Here is a 13,823-nt window from a genome sequence, read left to right on the forward strand (position 1 = left end):
TCCTCATTATGAGCCCGCATATAAGCACGCAGTCTGACAAAATTAACGAAGGGTATTGTGCAATAGGAGGAGTCCATATAAGGCACTTCAGTGCCGAATTAATAAAGCAAAACATTCATGGCTAAAGCCATTCCTACAAGTACACTTTGCCTAGAGCCTAGAGCCTAGAGCCTAGAGCCTAGAGCCTAGAGCCTAGAGCCTAGAGCCTCCGGCAGAGGGAGACGCAGCACCAAATACTTTCCACCGCGCGGCTGATCGCTGACGGCTGAAAGCTGATAGCTCTGTGTTGGGTTTCGCTGTGCTCTACCCAACCTACGCCAGACCCTCAAACTTTCCCCTTTCTAACTTGCAACTTTACTATCGCAAACTTGCTTCCCCTACGTTGTTATGCGATAAAGCGTTTTATATTTGTAATACAATTAAGGTTTACTGTGTCTCGTAAGAAAACGACCAAGTCAAAAGGTTCTTCAGGTTTAAATCGTAAAAATAGTGAAGCATTTATTGCTAAGTTCTCATCGCATCCAGATACACATCTATGTCCGTCGGGGTTAATGTATAAAGTGATTGATGATGTTGCAGGAGAATGCATATCAGAGTTTGATACAGTGGTTATTAATCAACGTATTATGCTTGCTGATGGCAATGTGATTGCCGACAGTTATAAAGCGGGTATGCCTGAGGTGTTCGCTTTATCTGAAGCTATAGAAGGGTTAAGAGAAGGTTTGCTATTAATGAATATTGGCTCTCGTTATGAATTTGTGATCCCTCCAGAGCTTGCTTGGGGTAAAAAAGGTAACGGTGGCAAAATTGGCGCAAATGCAGTGCTGCATTTTGATGTTCGTTTAATGCGTTTAGCTTAACTCTCTGAGTATAACAGCCTTAGCATAAGTCGACAGAGTATTTAAAACGCGTTAACGTTCACTATTGGTATACTGAGGAACATTATGGACGCATTTACTTCACGAGTTTACTTTCTTCGCCATGGCGAAATCGCTACGCCTGGAATTCTTTCTGGGCAAATCGATGTCGATTTATCAGAGCTTGGTCTTAAACAAATGCGCCAAGCTTCTGCTGAGCTCATAAATTTAAATGCCATATATAGCTCTCCATTAAAGCGTTGCTCAGTCCACGCTGATTATTTAGCAAATCAACACTCGCTGCATGTACAGTATTATAACGCTCTGAAAGAGTTTAATTTTGGTGATTGGGATGGCCAAGATTATCAACAGCTTTGGCAGCAAACGAGTAAGCCTCATATTGGTGACTTTTGGCAGCACCCTTGGCAAGTAAATGTACCTAATGGTGAATCTATGGCAGACTTTTACGCTCGGGTAGAGGCATGGTGGCAAACATTTTTACAATCACTATGTGAATCTAAGCATGAACAGTCATTGGTAATTAGCCATGCTGGGGTGATTAAACAAATTCTCGCTATTGTTTGTCAGATGCCAAAACAATCAGCCACTCATTTAAATGTTTTTCATCTTCCTTATGCAGGGCTTATTACACTCGATGTATATATAGATGAACAAGGACAAGCTTGGCCTAAAATTGTTTTTTAGCCATCTAGAGCGATATTCATTGAATTATTTACTTAGCCCGCCATAATACTCATATGCTATGGAATGGAGTGAAATTCTCCAGCTGTTCCCGCAACTGTAATCCATCTAAATAATGGTCAGCCAGATACTTAGCACTAACAACTAATCATCGAGCGGGTCAACTCACATCATTTTCTGGTACTTACCAGTGCTTTCTTGTGCGTTGCGATTGCTCGTCAAGAGAGAATAAGCTTGCAACAAAATAGCCATAGCGCTGCACCATTAATATCAGTGTCTGATTTAAGTTGGGGTACTGCGAATAAAACCATACTTGAATCAATTAACCTTGAGTTAAAAGCTGGGCAGTTTATCGGTCTACTTGGCCCTAATGGGGCTGGTAAATCAAGTCTGCTACGTTGTCTTTATCGTTACTTGAAACCTCAGCAAGGGGCTGTGCTGCTAAGCGGTCAAGATATCTGGCAAATCAGTGCTGATGAATTTGCAAAGCAGGTTGCTGTGGTTTTACAAGAGTCTCCATCGCAGTTTAATTTGTCTTTGTTCGATGTAGTGAGTTTAGGCTTAACACCTCACAAGCGACTTTTCAGCACCACGTCTGCCAAGGATAAGCAGCTAATATTTCAAGCGATTGAGCAGGTTGGTTTATCTCATCATAGTGGACAAGGATTTGATTCGCTCTCAGGTGGCGAGAAGCAAAGAGCGCTCATTGCACGCTCTATCGTACAGCAACCTAAGTTGCTCATCATGGATGAGCCTACCAGTCACCTTGATGTTAAATACCAAATTCAAATAATGGAGTTAGCAAAGTCCCTTGATGTGACTGTTCTTGCTTCTTTCCATGATTTAAATCTCGCAGCGAGTTTATGTGATGAATTATTGGTGATTGATGAAGGGCGTTTGGTTTGTCAGGGGCAACCAAAAGCGGTACTTACTGAGCAGCTGTTGAGTGATGTATTTGGTGTCTGCGCAGCGGTATCTGCTCACCCGCAATCAAGTACTGATAAGTTTATTCCGCACATCACTTATTTTTATGGCTATCAGACACAGGAGCATCAAAATGACTGATGCAATGCGTTTAAGTATCTGTGTTGTCGTAGGGCTTATTAGTTGTTTTTTAGCATTGAGCTTTGGTGCTGCAAATACGCCACTGAGTGATGTTTTTAATGGTTTGTTTAGCCAAGGTAGCGATGAATTTGTGCAGCGTATTATTTGGCAGTTACGTATGCCCAGAACAATGCTGGCATTTTTAGCAGGTTCTGGGCTGGCTCTTGCAGGATTAATTTTGCAGACCGTAACCCGAAACCCACTTGCTGACCCTTATTTGTTTGGTATTTCTTCTGGGGCTTCATTTGGTGTGGTGTGTTTTATAGCCCTAACAGGTGTGAGTTTTGGCTTTAGTATGTCAGTTGCTGCATTTGCCGGAAGCTTACTTTCTATGCTGTTGCTTATTGCTATTGCAGGGCGTCGCCATGTTGGCCAAGTTGAAGCCATGTTACTCGCTGGTGTTGCTTTATCTTTTTTATTTAGTGCTCTGACTAGTCTGCTGCTTTATTTTAGCGATCCGCAAGCCATCACCGCCATTTTGTTTTGGACGATGGGCAGTTTTTCTCGTGCCCAGTGGGACACTCTTTGGCTGCCATTTGCCGTTATTATTGCCTGTATGACGCTGATGATTGCATTTCGTCGTCAGCTTAATGCAATGCTGCTTGGTGATGAAAGTGCTGCAACCTTGGGGATTCATGTACAACGCTTTCGGATCATGATGCTACTGCTAAGTTCATTAATAACAGCGGTGCTTGTTGCTATGTGTGGTGGCGTTGGTTTTGTCGGCCTGATGATCCCACATATTGTGCGCTACTTTTCGCCGCAAGGCAGCAGCCATAACTTAGTTATGACATCCTTGGTAGGTGGCATTTTTATGGTGTGGGTCGATGTGTTATGCCGAACCCTATTGAATAACCAAGAACTACCTGTTGGTGTGATCACAGCCGCTATCGGTAGTGTGTTCTTTTTATTCTTACTTTATTTTCGTAAACAGAGCAGGTAGCTAATGTTTAATATCATGCCTATTGATCAGCAATTTTCAGCTGTAATTCAACAAAAAATAGACCTTAAAACAAAGCCGCTAGGCGCTTTAGGTCAGCTTGAAAGTTGTGCCAAACAATTAACGCTTATTTTTTCAAAGCAGCTTGATAGTGAGCAGGCGCTAGTTGCCTTTAAACCGGTTATTTCAAACCCTTCTCTAGTTGTATTTGCAGGCGATCATGGTGTGGCAAGCCAAGGCGTGTCAATTGCTCCTAGCAGCGTTACATCACAAATGGTGGCAAACTTTGCAGCAGGAGGCGCAGCGATTAACGTGTTTTGTCGTCAGTTGGGCTGGCAGCTGGAAGTTGTGGATGCAGGAACTCTCAATACTTCACACGATAAAAGTGTGCATAACCAGCGTTTAGGTGACATCACTGCACCACTGAATACTGAAATGGCCATGTCACTTAGCCAGGTTGAAAAAGGGTTTGAATTAGCCAAACAGCGAGTTCATTCACTCTATGAGCAAGGTTGTAATACCATCGCCTTTGGTGAGATGGGTATTGGCAATACCACAAGTGCTGCGGCATTAATGGCTGCCTTGTTGTCGTTACCTGCCAGCCAATGTGTTGGTAAAGGCACAGGTGTGAGTGACGAGGTTGTTGCTAAAAAAATCAAGGTTGTCGAGCAAGCCCTTCAATTACATAAAGCTCACTTTGATGAGCCACTAATGACGCTCGCTGCATTAGGCGGTTTTGAAATTGTACAGATCACCGGTGCCATTTTAGCTGCTGCCGAGCTTGGTATAGCGGTGATCGTGGATGGCTTTATTTGTACCGCAGCGGCGCTTGTTGCAACTCGCATTAATGCAAACGCTCGCGATTACATGTTATTTGCTCATGCCTCAGATGAGCAAGGGCATAAAGCAATGCTCAATGCCTTGCACGCATCGCCTTTATTGCAGCTTGATTTAAGATTAGGAGAGGGCACCGGGGCTGCGCTTGCCTTACCTTTACTGCAAGCATCTTTGGCATTTTACAATGACATGGCAAGTTTTGCCGATGCCAATGTTGAGCAAGTTGTCTGATATGAGCGCTGAACAACACACTTCTGACTCTACCCCAAGTCAGCTTCAACTATTTTTACTGGCGCTTAGTTTTTTAACGCGGATACCCGTTAAATTAAACTTTGCAGTATCGAGTCAGGCACTCAATCAGGCCAGCCGCTATTTTGCATTGGTCGGTGTAATATTAGGTGTACTTTTAGCGCTGAGCTTTTTACTGCTAAGTTGGTTATTCCCTGCAGCCATTGCAGTCGCGTTAGTTATGGCGTTTAGCTTGATAATCACAGGGGCATTCCATGAAGATGGCCTTGCAGATGTCTGGGATGGCTTTGGTGGTGGTTGGCAAGTAGCAGATAAGCTGAGCATTATGAAAGATAGTCGCTTAGGTACCTATGGTGCTGCGGCGCTTGTGATGGCCTTATTAATTAAGTACCAAACACTCGTCGCACTTAGTGAAGTAACCAGTACTGTGATTATTGCACTTGTTTTAGGGCAAAGCTTAAGTCGGGTTGTCGCAACAAGTTTAATTGCAGACATGGACTATGTAAGTCAGGACGCCACATCTAAAGTAAAACCCATTGCGATGCATTTAAGCACGCAGAGTTATCAAATACTGCTAGCAACTGGCGGTGCGGTGTTAGCAATTGCATGGTTGTTTTTTGGCTTCACTCTAGGGCAATTATTAATACTCATCAGTGTGCTTTGTGTTACTCGCTTACTATTAAAGCGCTGGTTTGAAAAACAGTTATCTGGCTACACCGGCGATTGCTTAGGGGCAGCCCAGCAAGTGACAGAGCTTGTTACCTACCTTTGCTTGTTGAGCTTATTATGAGCCAGCAACATACTTTAATTTTAGGCGGTGCTCGCAGCGGTAAAAGCCGTTTTGCAGAGCAGCAGGCAATAAGTTCAAACAAGCCGCTTATCTACATTGCCACAGCCAATGCGGGTGATGAAGAAATGACAGCCCGAATTAATAGGCATCAAGCAGAGCGCGCTAAGCATTGGCAGCTTGTTGAAGAGCCTTTGTATTTGGCTAAAGCACTACAACAATATAGCCATGCTGCAAACTGTATTTTAGTGGACTGTTTAACGCTGTGGTTGAGTAATTGCCTATGCCTGCAGGGTGAAGCATTTTGGCTTGAGCAAAAAGCGGCCTTACTCGATGTGCTATCGCAATTGCCGGGTGAGGTGATTTTTGTCAGTAATGAAGTGGGTCATGGTATTGTGCCGCTCGGTGAATTAAGCCGTCAGTTTGTTGATCATTCAGGTTGGTTGCATCAAGCCTTAGCACAGCAAGTTGCACGTGTTGAGTTTGTGATTGCAGGTCTTGCACAAACCTTAAAAAGAGAACAATGATGAAAACATTAATGGTGCAAGGCACGACCTCAGATGCAGGTAAAAGTACTCTTGTAGCAGCACTTTGCCGGATCTTTGCTAATCGAGGCATTAAGGTTGCGCCTTTTAAGCCACAAAATATGGCGTTAAATAGCGCCGTAACCGAAGATGGTGGCGAAATAGGTCGCGCACAAGCTTTGCAAGCTGTAGCGGCAAAAGTCCCCGCAGAAGTCGATTTTAACCCTATCTTATTAAAACCTAACAGCGATACCGGGGCGCAGGTAATCGTCCATGGTAAAGCGCTGTCGAATATGGAAGCGGGCAGTTATCACGACTACAAAAAAGTGGCGATGGATGCAGTTCTTACTTCGCAGCAGCGTTTAAGTGAACGTTTTGAATTACTGGTTGTTGAAGGTGCAGGGAGCCCAGCAGAAATTAACCTGCGCGAAAACGACATTGCTAATATGGGTTACGCTGAGGCGGTTGATTGCCCGGTGATCATCATTGCCGATATCGATAAAGGCGGCGTGTTTGCTCATTTAGTCGGAACGTTAGCCTTGTTGTCTGAGTCGGAGCAAGCGCGCGTTAAAGGCTTTGTGATTAACCGTTTTCGTGGTGATATTGCGTTATTGCAAGGAGGCCTTGATTGGTTAGAGCAATACACCAATAAGCCAGTGCTTGGGGTGTTACCTTATTTACATGACTTAGCACTCGATGCAGAAGATGCCGTTGCTATAACTAATCAGGTAGATAAACCGCAATTACGCATAGCTGTGCTGCTACTTCCTCATATCAGTAATCACACAGACTTCGATGCACTGCGATTACAACCAGAAATTGATTTACAGTATGTACGTCATACCCAGGCTATTCCAAGTGTTGATCTGATTATTATTCCGGGCAGTAAAAATGTACTGAGCGATTTAGCGTTTTTAAAAAATGAAGGTTGGCATAAACAAATAACACGTCACCTGCGTTATGGCGGTAAAGTGCTGGGAGTATGTGGTGGGCTGCAGATGCTAGGCAACTACCTTGCTGATCCACATGCTGTGGAATCTAATTTAGGCAGTTCAAAAGGGCTTGGGCTTGCTGACTTTGAAACGCAATTAGGGCAACAAAAAGTACTAAGCCAAGTCTCTGGTACTCTTCATTTAAACAATAGCGATAAAGCAATATCTGGTTATGAAATTCACGCCGGAATCAGCCAAGGGCCGGCACTTGAAAAGCCATTTTTGAGCTTTAATGATCACCCAAGTGGATTCAAAGTAGATGGTTTTATTAGTGATGATAACCAAGTCGCAGGTACTTACTTACATGGCCTGTTCGATACCCCTGAGGGCGTATCTGAGCTAATAACTTGGCTTGCACCATATAGCCAAATTAAGCCAATTGATATTAACTTAAACCGTGAACAGCAGTTAAGCCGTTTAGCTAGTGTAGTAGCAGAGAATCTCGATATTGAACAAATCATCAATATTTATGAGAACTTCAATTTAGAGATATAAGGAACAACAATGAGCGAACAGAATCAAGATAAGCACCAACAACGCCAGCAAAAAGTAAAAGAAAAAGTCGACGAACGGATTGCTGCTGCACAAAAAGAGCAAGGTATTTTTCAGGTTATAACTGGCAACGGTAAGGGGAAATCGACTTCTGGGTTTGGTACTGTTGCACGTGCGGTAGGTCACGGAATGAAAGCCGCTGTGTGTCAGTTTATTAAAGGCACTTGGGAGTGCGGTGAACGTAATCTACTCGAAAAAGCAGGGGTTGAATTTGTTATTATGAACACCGGTTTTACTTGGGAAACACAAAACAAAGAGTCAGATACTGCTGCTGCGCAAGTGACATGGCAAGAAGCAAAAAGAATGCTGAAAGATGAGTCGATTAACCTCGTTATGCTAGACGAAATAACCTATATGATCACCTACGGCTATATTGATTTAGACGAAGTGCTAGAAGCCGTTAGCTCTCGCCCTGCTATGCAATCAGTGATTATTACAGGTCGTGGTGCGCACCGTAAACTAACCGACTTAGCTGATACAGTCAGTGAAGTCAGAAACGTAAAACACGCTTTTGATGCAGGAATAAAAGCACAAAAAGGGTTCGATTATTAACATGAGAACCATTAAGTTTGCACTCGTAAGTGTTTTATTTTATTTACCAACATTGGCTCAGGCTAATGAAATAAAAGAGCCTCAACGTATTGTTGCCTTAGCCCCACATATCGTTGAAAACCTGTTTGCGATTGGTGCTGGAGAGCGCATTGTGGGTACTGTTGACTATGCAGACTTTCCTCAGCAAGCGAATGATATCGAACGGGTAGGTGGCTATTACGGAATTAACATGGAAAAGCTGTTGTCGTTAAAACCAGACCTAGTTCTGGCTTGGAAAACGGGTAACAAAGCTGAAGATCTCGCTTACATTGAAAAGTTAGGTATTCCGGTAGCGTACAGCAATCCAAATCAGGTTGATAATGTGGCAGATGAACTACGTAAACTAGGCACGCTTACGCATTTGCAAACCAAGGCAAATAAAGTAGCCAAACAGTTTGAAACTAAACTCAACGCTATTCGCAGAGCGCAAGAAGGCAAACCGAAAGTGTCGGTGTTTTATCAATTATGGCCTGAGCCAATGATGACAGTTGGCGGAAATACTTGGATCAATCAGCTATTAACTATTTGTCATGCGGATAATGTGTTTGCTAATAGTGATACAGACTACCCGCGCATTAGTATTGAAAATGTATTGGTTGCCAATCCAGAGGTCGTGATTATTCCAGATGAAAAATCGAAAAAGCCTCAGCCTAAAATTGATTGGCGACAATGGCCTGAATTACCAGCGGTGCAGCATAACCAGTTTATTAGTGTAAACGCAGACTTATTGCACCGTTTTACAATCCGTATGCTTGATGGTTTGACCGACATGTGTGGTAAAATAGACGTTTCTCGTCAGCAAATACAGGCTTCAAAATGAACGATTGGCAAACATTTCTAGATACTGAGCTTGCTAAGCCCTACATGCAAGAAACCTTACAATATGTGGCCGATAGACGCGCAGCAGGCGTTACCGTTTATCCCAAAGACGAACAGGTATTCTCAGCTTTTGATGCTACCCCTTTGAATGAAGTTAAGGTGGTTATTTTAGGGCAAGATCCTTACCACGGAGAAGGGCAAGCCCATGGTTTGTGCTTTTCGCTATTACCAGAAGTTAAAAAGCTGCCCCCGTCTTTGAAAAATATGTACAAAGAGTTGGCTACTGATATAGAAGGTTTTGAGATACCTCATCATGGCTATTTGCAAAGCTGGGCCGAACAAGGCGTGTTCTTACTCAACACAGTATTAACGGTTGAGCAAGGGCAAGCTCATTCTCATAAGCATCTTGGCTGGGAAAAGTTTACTGATGCAGTAATTGCGCTTATCAATCAGCACTGTGACGGTGTGGTGTTTGTGTTATGGGGCGCACATGCTCAGAAAAAAGGTAAACACATTGATACCTCGCGTCATCATGTGATCCAAGGCCCGCATCCATCACCGCTTTCTGCACATCGTGGCTTTTTTGGTTGTCAGCATTTTTCAAAGACAAACCAGCTGCTTACTGATCAAAATAAAGCACCAGTAAATTGGTCGTTGCCGCAAATGCAAAAGGCCCTTACGGGCCTTTAATTAAAAGTCTAATTCATCAAGCTCAACGCTGTCTGTGAAATAGTCTAACTCCTGTAGTTCTTTGCGAAGTCTATGCTTGTCTTTCAACGCTTCGATTTCGCGCCATTTTCTCTTTTTATTTTTTGTAGAGGTCTTTTTTGTTGTACTAGGACCTTCTAATATTTCTAAAATATCGTCTAGGCTATCCATGAACTTCTCCTATTGATTTTTTGAACCTCGGAAATACCTATACCACAGGCTGCTCAAAAATAGAATAAAAAAGTGACAATACTGTTACAGAACTGTGATTGATAGATGAATAGATCAAAGAAGGTGGTTTTTTAGAAACAAAAACGCCACCTAGCGGTGGCGTTTTAAAAAATACTGTAATTTAAATTACATTGCTTTAAAGCGTGCTTCTAATTCAAGCTGTGCTTGAGCAAAAGAACGAATACCCTCAGCAAGTTTTTCTGTTGCCATAGCATCTTGGTTATGTAACCAGCGGAACTGGCCTTCAGTTAGTGGTGCTGGTTTTTCTTCAACAGTAAAGTCGCTCTCTAGTAGGTACTCTTGTGCATCCGTTAATTGGCCTAACTCTTCTAAAAGAGCAGGGCTAATCGTTAACTTATCACAGCCAGTAAGTGCGATGATCTCGCCTGTGTTACGGAAGCTTGCGCCCATAACAACCGTTTTGTAATCGTGGCGTTTGTAAAATTCGTAAATGCTACGTACAGATTGCACACCTGGATCGTTTAGCGGATCTGTTGGTTTTTCCATGCCGTTAGCAACGTGCCAGTCTAAGATACGGCCAACGAATGGTGAAATTAAAAATACGTTCGCATCGGCACATGCGCGAGCTTGTGCTTCAGAGAATAACAGCGTTAAGTTACACTTAGTGCCTTCTTTTTCAAGCTGTTCTGCAGCTTTGATGCCTTCCCAAGTTGATGCAACTTTGATTAGGATTTTATCTTTGCTAACGCCTTCTTTTTCGTAAAGGCTCAGTAACGTATGTGCTTTGTCGATAGTCGCTTGGGTATCAAATGATAAACGTGCGTCTACTTCTGTAGAGATATAGCCCGGTACGATTTCGCTAATTTCTTTACCAATTAATACAGCAAAGTAATCACATGCTAACTCAAGTTGTTTAGCTGCATCTTGCTCGGTTTCTTTGGCATATTGCCACGCTTTATCTAAATAAGGCTTATACGCTTCAATTTCACTGGCTTTTAAAAGTAGAGATGGGTTTGTTGTTGCATCTTCTGGTTGGTGCTTTTTGATAGCTTCAATATCACCTGTATCTGCAACAATAGATGAATGCTGTTTAAGCCTTTGTAGTGCTGAAGTCATTTGCTTTCCTCATTCCAAGCAAGTTAAAAGAAAATCCATTATAGCGGCCTTTATGCTGCAACACTATGACAGTGTTTAATAGGTCAAATGTCCTTAATACAGAAAACTAGAACATTATGTATGAAAAGAACAGCGGATAAAGGCAGGACGAAACAAAACGTGCATTTTGATTCAATTAATGTTGAAATTGACATCAAACAAATTACAAGTCAATAGCTAAGTATGATCACTGTTATTTCACCTGCAAAAAATTTAGATTACGAAACACCAGCCACGACCGATAAATTCACTCAACCTGAATTACTCGAGCACAGCGAAGAGTTAATGTCAGTTTGCCGTGATTTAACACCAGCGCAAATTGGTAGCCTAATGAAAATCAGCGATAAACTAGCTGGTTTGAATGCGGCACGCTTCGCCGAGTGGTCACAGCCATTTACTCAAGATAACGCAAAACAAGCCGTGCTAGCCTTTAATGGTGATGTATACGGTGGCTTAGATGCGCAAACTCTAAGCGATGCTGATCTTGATTACGCACAGTCGCACTTACGTATTTTGTCTGGTCTTTATGGTGTGCTTAAACCATTAGATTTAATGCAAGCTTACCGCCTTGAAATGGGTACTAAGTTAGAAAACCCACGCGGTAAAAACTTATATGAGTTTTGGGGCAGTGTTATCGCCGAAAAGCTAAATACAGTGCTTGCTGAGCAAGATAGCAAATACTTGGTAAACCTTGCTTCGAATGAGTATTTTAAAGCGGTTGATAAAAAAGCATTAAATGCACAAATCATCACTCCACATTTTAAAGACTGTAAAAGCGGCCAATATAAAGTGATCAGCTTTTATGCGAAAAAAGCCCGCGGCATGATGGCACGTTACATCATTGAAAATAAAATCACCCAATTAAGTGATTTAAAAGATTTCACCGTTGCAGGTTATTACTTTAGCAGCGATGCTACAGCAAAAGAATTAGAGCCTGTTTTCTTACGGGAAGAGCAGAACTAAACTTTTAGTAAAATGAATTAAAACAGCCGTGCTAAGCACGGCTTTTTTGTGCTTGTATGAAACTGGCGCTTATTTTGCAAAACAGCAGTTATGTTTCTTAATGTATCAGGTAGTCGCATGTTAAAAATACCAACCGTCGGTGAAGCCGAAAAACTTATAGAAGAAAAGCTCGGTGGCTGGGTTGATATCATCATAAGCCATATCCCTAACTTTATTGTTGCAGTAATCATTACTATCGTGTTTTCACTGCTGGCACGTATCGTTGGTTCAATGCTTAGAAAGCTATTACGCCGTTCGTTAGAGTCTTCACAAATAGCAGACTTAATGTCATCGATAGTAAAAGTCATCGTATTATGTGTAGGCTTATTTGTAGCCCTTGATTTCTTGGGCCTCAGAGGCACGGTCACCTCATTACTAGCTGGTGCGGGTATCGTAGGCCTTGCAATTGGTTTTGCCTTTCAGGACATGACAGAGAACCTTATAGCGGGTATTGCCATGGGTATTCGCAAACCATTTAAAACAGGGGATGTAATTCGCACTGAAAGCGTGTTTGGTACTGTACGGGCGATTAACCTTAGAAACACCCTCATTGAGAACTTTTATGGGCAACTTATCTTAGTGCCTAACAAGATTCTATTTAGAAATATACTCAGTAACTACAGTACCTTAGGTGTGCGTCGTATCGAAGTGCCAGTGGGAATTTCGTATGCTGATGACCCCGAGCAAGCTGCTGAGGTGATTGTTAAAAAAATCAATGAGTTTGATTTTGTGATCAAACAAGAAGAAACTGCAGTTTACGCCGAAAGCTTTGGTGATAGCAGCGTTAACTTGCTAGTTTGGTTTTGGATTAAATACCCCGGCGAAGCGGATTTTATGACCGTTCGCCACAAGGCTGTTGTGGCAGTTAGAAACGCCCTAAGCGAAGCTGATATGACCATCCCATTCCCAATCCGCACGTTAGATTTTGGTATCAAAGGCGGCGAGAAATTAAATGCCATGATAAGCGAAAAGCAACAGAGTAAAGACGCTGAGGCACCGCAAACCGATAAGTAAAATTTACTGACTCATCGGCGTGATTTACACAGGGAAGTGTGTTTGTTAGAAGGAAAGAGGTTAAGTAAAAGGTATAGTTGATTACTAGCATCAATAAGCTAAGCTTGATTGTAGTAGTACAAAGTAGGATTATATCTGGATTTGATCTGTTTAAGATGAGTAAATTATGGCGATGGTAAAGAAAAGTATCACTGTGACTGCCCAACAAGAAAAATGGATGCAAGCACAGCTCGCTTCAGGAAATTATGCGAGTGACAGTGAGTTACTTCGAGATTTGATTAGAAAAGAGCAAATGCGAGCTTCTGAAATTGAAGCTATTCGTATGAAATTGATTGAAGCAGAGAAAAGTGGACTTTCAGATAAATCACCAAATCAAATGTTAGCTAGTTTCAAGGAAGAAGCGAGTAAGGATGGGAAGTTATAAACTTAATATTCAAGCCGAAGCTGATTTGAAGCGAATTTGGTTTCGTGGTTTAGAGCAATATGGTGAAAATCAGGCTGATGCTTATTTTTATAAGTTTTTTGATCGTTTTGAGCAATTGGCAAAGCAACCTTATTTAGCACCTGCAGTCGATGAAATTAGGCAGGGTTATCGGCGAGCTGTTTGTGGTGTTGATAGCATTTATTATCGCATTCAAGGTGGCAATATAGAAATTATGAGAGTATTAGGTAGGCAAGACATTCAAGCTAATCTTTGAATTGGCAATGTATAATCATTTTAACTTCAGACATAACAAAATATCGACAGGCTTTTGTTTAATTGAGTAACTCGTGTAGATTTTCTATGACTGCTAATTT

The 13,823-nt window shown here is 42.2% G+C and carries 17 protein-coding genes and 1 riboswitch; of the genes, 15 read left to right on the forward strand and 2 right to left on the reverse strand.

Going from position 1 to position 13,823, the window contains the following annotated elements; translation table 11 throughout:
• Window positions 1-431 precede the first annotated feature (431 nt).
• The 11 genes from BIZ38_RS18215 to ung all read left to right on the forward strand — a co-directional run bounded on the left by BIZ38_RS18215 (window position 432) and on the right by ung (window position 9,644).
• A complete protein-coding gene (locus BIZ38_RS18215; protein ID WP_187490944.1) occupies window positions 432-860 on the forward strand; it encodes an FKBP-type peptidyl-prolyl cis-trans isomerase in 429 nt (142 codons plus the stop codon).
• 84 nt (window positions 861-944) lie between these two features.
• Window positions 945-1,562, forward strand: a complete 618-nt coding sequence (locus BIZ38_RS18220; protein ID WP_187490945.1) for a histidine phosphatase family protein — start codon at window positions 945-947, stop codon at window positions 1,560-1,562.
• Window positions 1,563-1,622: 60 nt separating this feature from the next.
• A riboswitch (cobalamin riboswitch) is annotated at window positions 1,623-1,690 on the forward strand.
• A gap of 103 nt (window positions 1,691-1,793) precedes the next feature.
• Complete coding sequence (locus BIZ38_RS18225; protein WP_187490946.1) at window positions 1,794-2,624, forward strand: ABC transporter ATP-binding protein; 831 nt, start codon at window positions 1,794-1,796, stop codon at window positions 2,622-2,624.
• Window positions 2,617-3,606 carry a FecCD family ABC transporter permease gene (locus BIZ38_RS18230; protein ID WP_152967167.1) on the forward strand — a complete coding sequence of 330 codons (990 nt, stop codon included), beginning with the start codon at window positions 2,617-2,619 and terminating at the stop codon, window positions 3,604-3,606. Before BIZ38_RS18225 ends, BIZ38_RS18230 begins: the two co-directional genes overlap by 8 nt.
• A gap of 3 nt (window positions 3,607-3,609) precedes the next feature.
• Window positions 3,610-4,671 carry a nicotinate-nucleotide--dimethylbenzimidazole phosphoribosyltransferase gene (cobT, locus tag BIZ38_RS18235; RefSeq protein ID WP_187490947.1) on the forward strand — a complete coding sequence of 354 codons (1,062 nt, stop codon included), beginning with the start codon at window positions 3,610-3,612 and terminating at the stop codon, window positions 4,669-4,671.
• Between the two features lies 1 nt (window position 4,672).
• A complete protein-coding gene (locus BIZ38_RS18240) occupies window positions 4,673-5,479 on the forward strand; it encodes an adenosylcobinamide-GDP ribazoletransferase (protein WP_187490948.1) in 807 nt (268 codons plus the stop codon).
• Window positions 5,476-6,003 (forward strand): bifunctional adenosylcobinamide kinase/adenosylcobinamide-phosphate guanylyltransferase, encoded by a 528-nt coding sequence (cobU, locus tag BIZ38_RS18245; protein ID WP_187490949.1) that lies wholly within the window; start codon window positions 5,476-5,478, stop codon window positions 6,001-6,003. The genes BIZ38_RS18240 and cobU overlap by 4 nt, the downstream gene beginning before the upstream one ends.
• On the forward strand, window positions 6,003-7,487 hold the full coding sequence (locus BIZ38_RS18250; protein ID WP_187490961.1) for a cobyric acid synthase: 1,485 nt from the start codon (window positions 6,003-6,005) through the stop codon (window positions 7,485-7,487). The genes cobU and BIZ38_RS18250 overlap by 1 nt, the downstream gene beginning before the upstream one ends.
• A gap of 9 nt (window positions 7,488-7,496) precedes the next feature.
• The gene (gene cobO / locus BIZ38_RS18255) at window positions 7,497-8,096 is read left to right on the forward strand and encodes a cob(I)yrinic acid a,c-diamide adenosyltransferase (protein ID WP_135923708.1); all 600 of its coding nucleotides are present in this window, start codon (window positions 7,497-7,499) and stop codon (window positions 8,094-8,096) included.
• 1 nt (window position 8,097) lies between these two features.
• Window positions 8,098-8,955 (forward strand): cobalamin-binding protein, encoded by an 858-nt coding sequence (locus BIZ38_RS18260; protein WP_054554245.1) that lies wholly within the window; start codon window positions 8,098-8,100, stop codon window positions 8,953-8,955.
• On the forward strand, window positions 8,952-9,644 hold the full coding sequence (gene ung / locus BIZ38_RS18265) for a uracil-DNA glycosylase (RefSeq protein ID WP_187490950.1): 693 nt from the start codon (window positions 8,952-8,954) through the stop codon (window positions 9,642-9,644). Before BIZ38_RS18260 ends, ung begins: the two co-directional genes overlap by 4 nt.
• Here the strand turns inward: ung and BIZ38_RS18270 are convergent, their stop codons facing one another.
• Both BIZ38_RS18270 and tal read right to left on the reverse strand, forming a co-directional pair.
• On the reverse strand, window positions 9,645-9,833 hold the full coding sequence (locus BIZ38_RS18270) for a DUF3545 family protein (RefSeq protein ID WP_054554247.1): 189 nt from the start codon (window positions 9,831-9,833) through the stop codon (window positions 9,645-9,647).
• Between the two features lie 186 nt (window positions 9,834-10,019).
• Window positions 10,020-10,970, reverse strand: coding sequence for a transaldolase (tal, locus tag BIZ38_RS18275; protein ID WP_054554248.1), 951 nt, complete (start codon window positions 10,968-10,970; stop codon window positions 10,020-10,022).
• A gap of 222 nt (window positions 10,971-11,192) precedes the next feature.
• Here tal and yaaA point away from each other — a divergent pair, with 222 nt between their 5' ends.
• The 4 genes from yaaA (at window position 11,193) to BIZ38_RS18295 (ending at window position 13,723) form a co-directional block, all read left to right on the forward strand.
• Window positions 11,193-11,972, forward strand: a complete 780-nt coding sequence (gene yaaA, locus BIZ38_RS18280) for a peroxide stress protein YaaA (RefSeq protein WP_187490951.1) — start codon at window positions 11,193-11,195, stop codon at window positions 11,970-11,972.
• Window positions 11,973-12,089: 117 nt separating this feature from the next.
• On the forward strand, window positions 12,090-13,025 hold the full coding sequence (locus BIZ38_RS18285) for a mechanosensitive ion channel family protein (protein WP_187490952.1): 936 nt from the start codon (window positions 12,090-12,092) through the stop codon (window positions 13,023-13,025).
• A gap of 166 nt (window positions 13,026-13,191) precedes the next feature.
• Entirely contained in the window at window positions 13,192-13,449 is a 258-nt protein-coding gene (locus tag BIZ38_RS18290; protein ID WP_062566698.1) for a type II toxin-antitoxin system ParD family antitoxin, read from the forward strand.
• A complete protein-coding gene (locus BIZ38_RS18295; protein WP_138618089.1) occupies window positions 13,436-13,723 on the forward strand; it encodes a type II toxin-antitoxin system RelE/ParE family toxin in 288 nt (95 codons plus the stop codon). Before BIZ38_RS18290 ends, BIZ38_RS18295 begins: the two co-directional genes overlap by 14 nt.
• Window positions 13,724-13,823 lie beyond the last annotated feature (100 nt).

Origin of the sequence: Pseudoalteromonas sp. BZK2 (assembly GCF_014349195.1) — a bacterium.
Lineage (GTDB): Bacteria > Pseudomonadota > Gammaproteobacteria > Enterobacterales > Alteromonadaceae > Pseudoalteromonas > Pseudoalteromonas simplex.

What these genes read in the sequence shown, in the direction of transcription:
- BIZ38_RS18220 (WP_187490945.1), top strand. Translation starts at nt 945, where the DNA reads ATGGACGCATTTACTTCACGAGTTTACTTTCTTCGCCATGGCGAAATC.
- BIZ38_RS18230 (WP_152967167.1), top strand. Translation starts at nt 2,617, where the DNA reads ATGACTGATGCAATGCGTTTAAGTATCTGTGTTGTCGTAGGGCTTATT.
- cobT (WP_187490947.1), top strand. Translation starts at nt 3,610, where the DNA reads ATGTTTAATATCATGCCTATTGATCAGCAATTTTCAGCTGTAATTCAA.
- BIZ38_RS18240 (WP_187490948.1), top strand. Translation starts at nt 4,673, where the DNA reads ATGAGCGCTGAACAACACACTTCTGACTCTACCCCAAGTCAGCTTCAA.
- cobU (WP_187490949.1), top strand. Translation starts at nt 5,476, where the DNA reads ATGAGCCAGCAACATACTTTAATTTTAGGCGGTGCTCGCAGCGGTAAA.
- BIZ38_RS18250 (WP_187490961.1), top strand. Translation starts at nt 6,003, where the DNA reads ATGAAAACATTAATGGTGCAAGGCACGACCTCAGATGCAGGTAAAAGT.
- cobO (WP_135923708.1), top strand. Translation starts at nt 7,497, where the DNA reads ATGAGCGAACAGAATCAAGATAAGCACCAACAACGCCAGCAAAAAGTA.
- BIZ38_RS18260 (WP_054554245.1), top strand. Translation starts at nt 8,098, where the DNA reads ATGAGAACCATTAAGTTTGCACTCGTAAGTGTTTTATTTTATTTACCA.
- ung (WP_187490950.1), top strand. Translation starts at nt 8,952, where the DNA reads ATGAACGATTGGCAAACATTTCTAGATACTGAGCTTGCTAAGCCCTAC.
- BIZ38_RS18270 (WP_054554247.1), bottom strand. Translation starts at nt 9,833, where the DNA reads ATGGATAGCCTAGACGATATTTTAGAAATATTAGAAGGTCCTAGTACA.
- tal (WP_054554248.1), bottom strand. Translation starts at nt 10,970, where the DNA reads ATGACTTCAGCACTACAAAGGCTTAAACAGCATTCATCTATTGTTGCA.
- yaaA (WP_187490951.1), top strand. Translation starts at nt 11,193, where the DNA reads ATGATCACTGTTATTTCACCTGCAAAAAATTTAGATTACGAAACACCA.
- BIZ38_RS18285 (WP_187490952.1), top strand. Translation starts at nt 12,090, where the DNA reads ATGTTAAAAATACCAACCGTCGGTGAAGCCGAAAAACTTATAGAAGAA.
- BIZ38_RS18290 (WP_062566698.1), top strand. Translation starts at nt 13,192, where the DNA reads ATGGCGATGGTAAAGAAAAGTATCACTGTGACTGCCCAACAAGAAAAA.
- BIZ38_RS18295 (WP_138618089.1), top strand. Translation starts at nt 13,436, where the DNA reads ATGGGAAGTTATAAACTTAATATTCAAGCCGAAGCTGATTTGAAGCGA.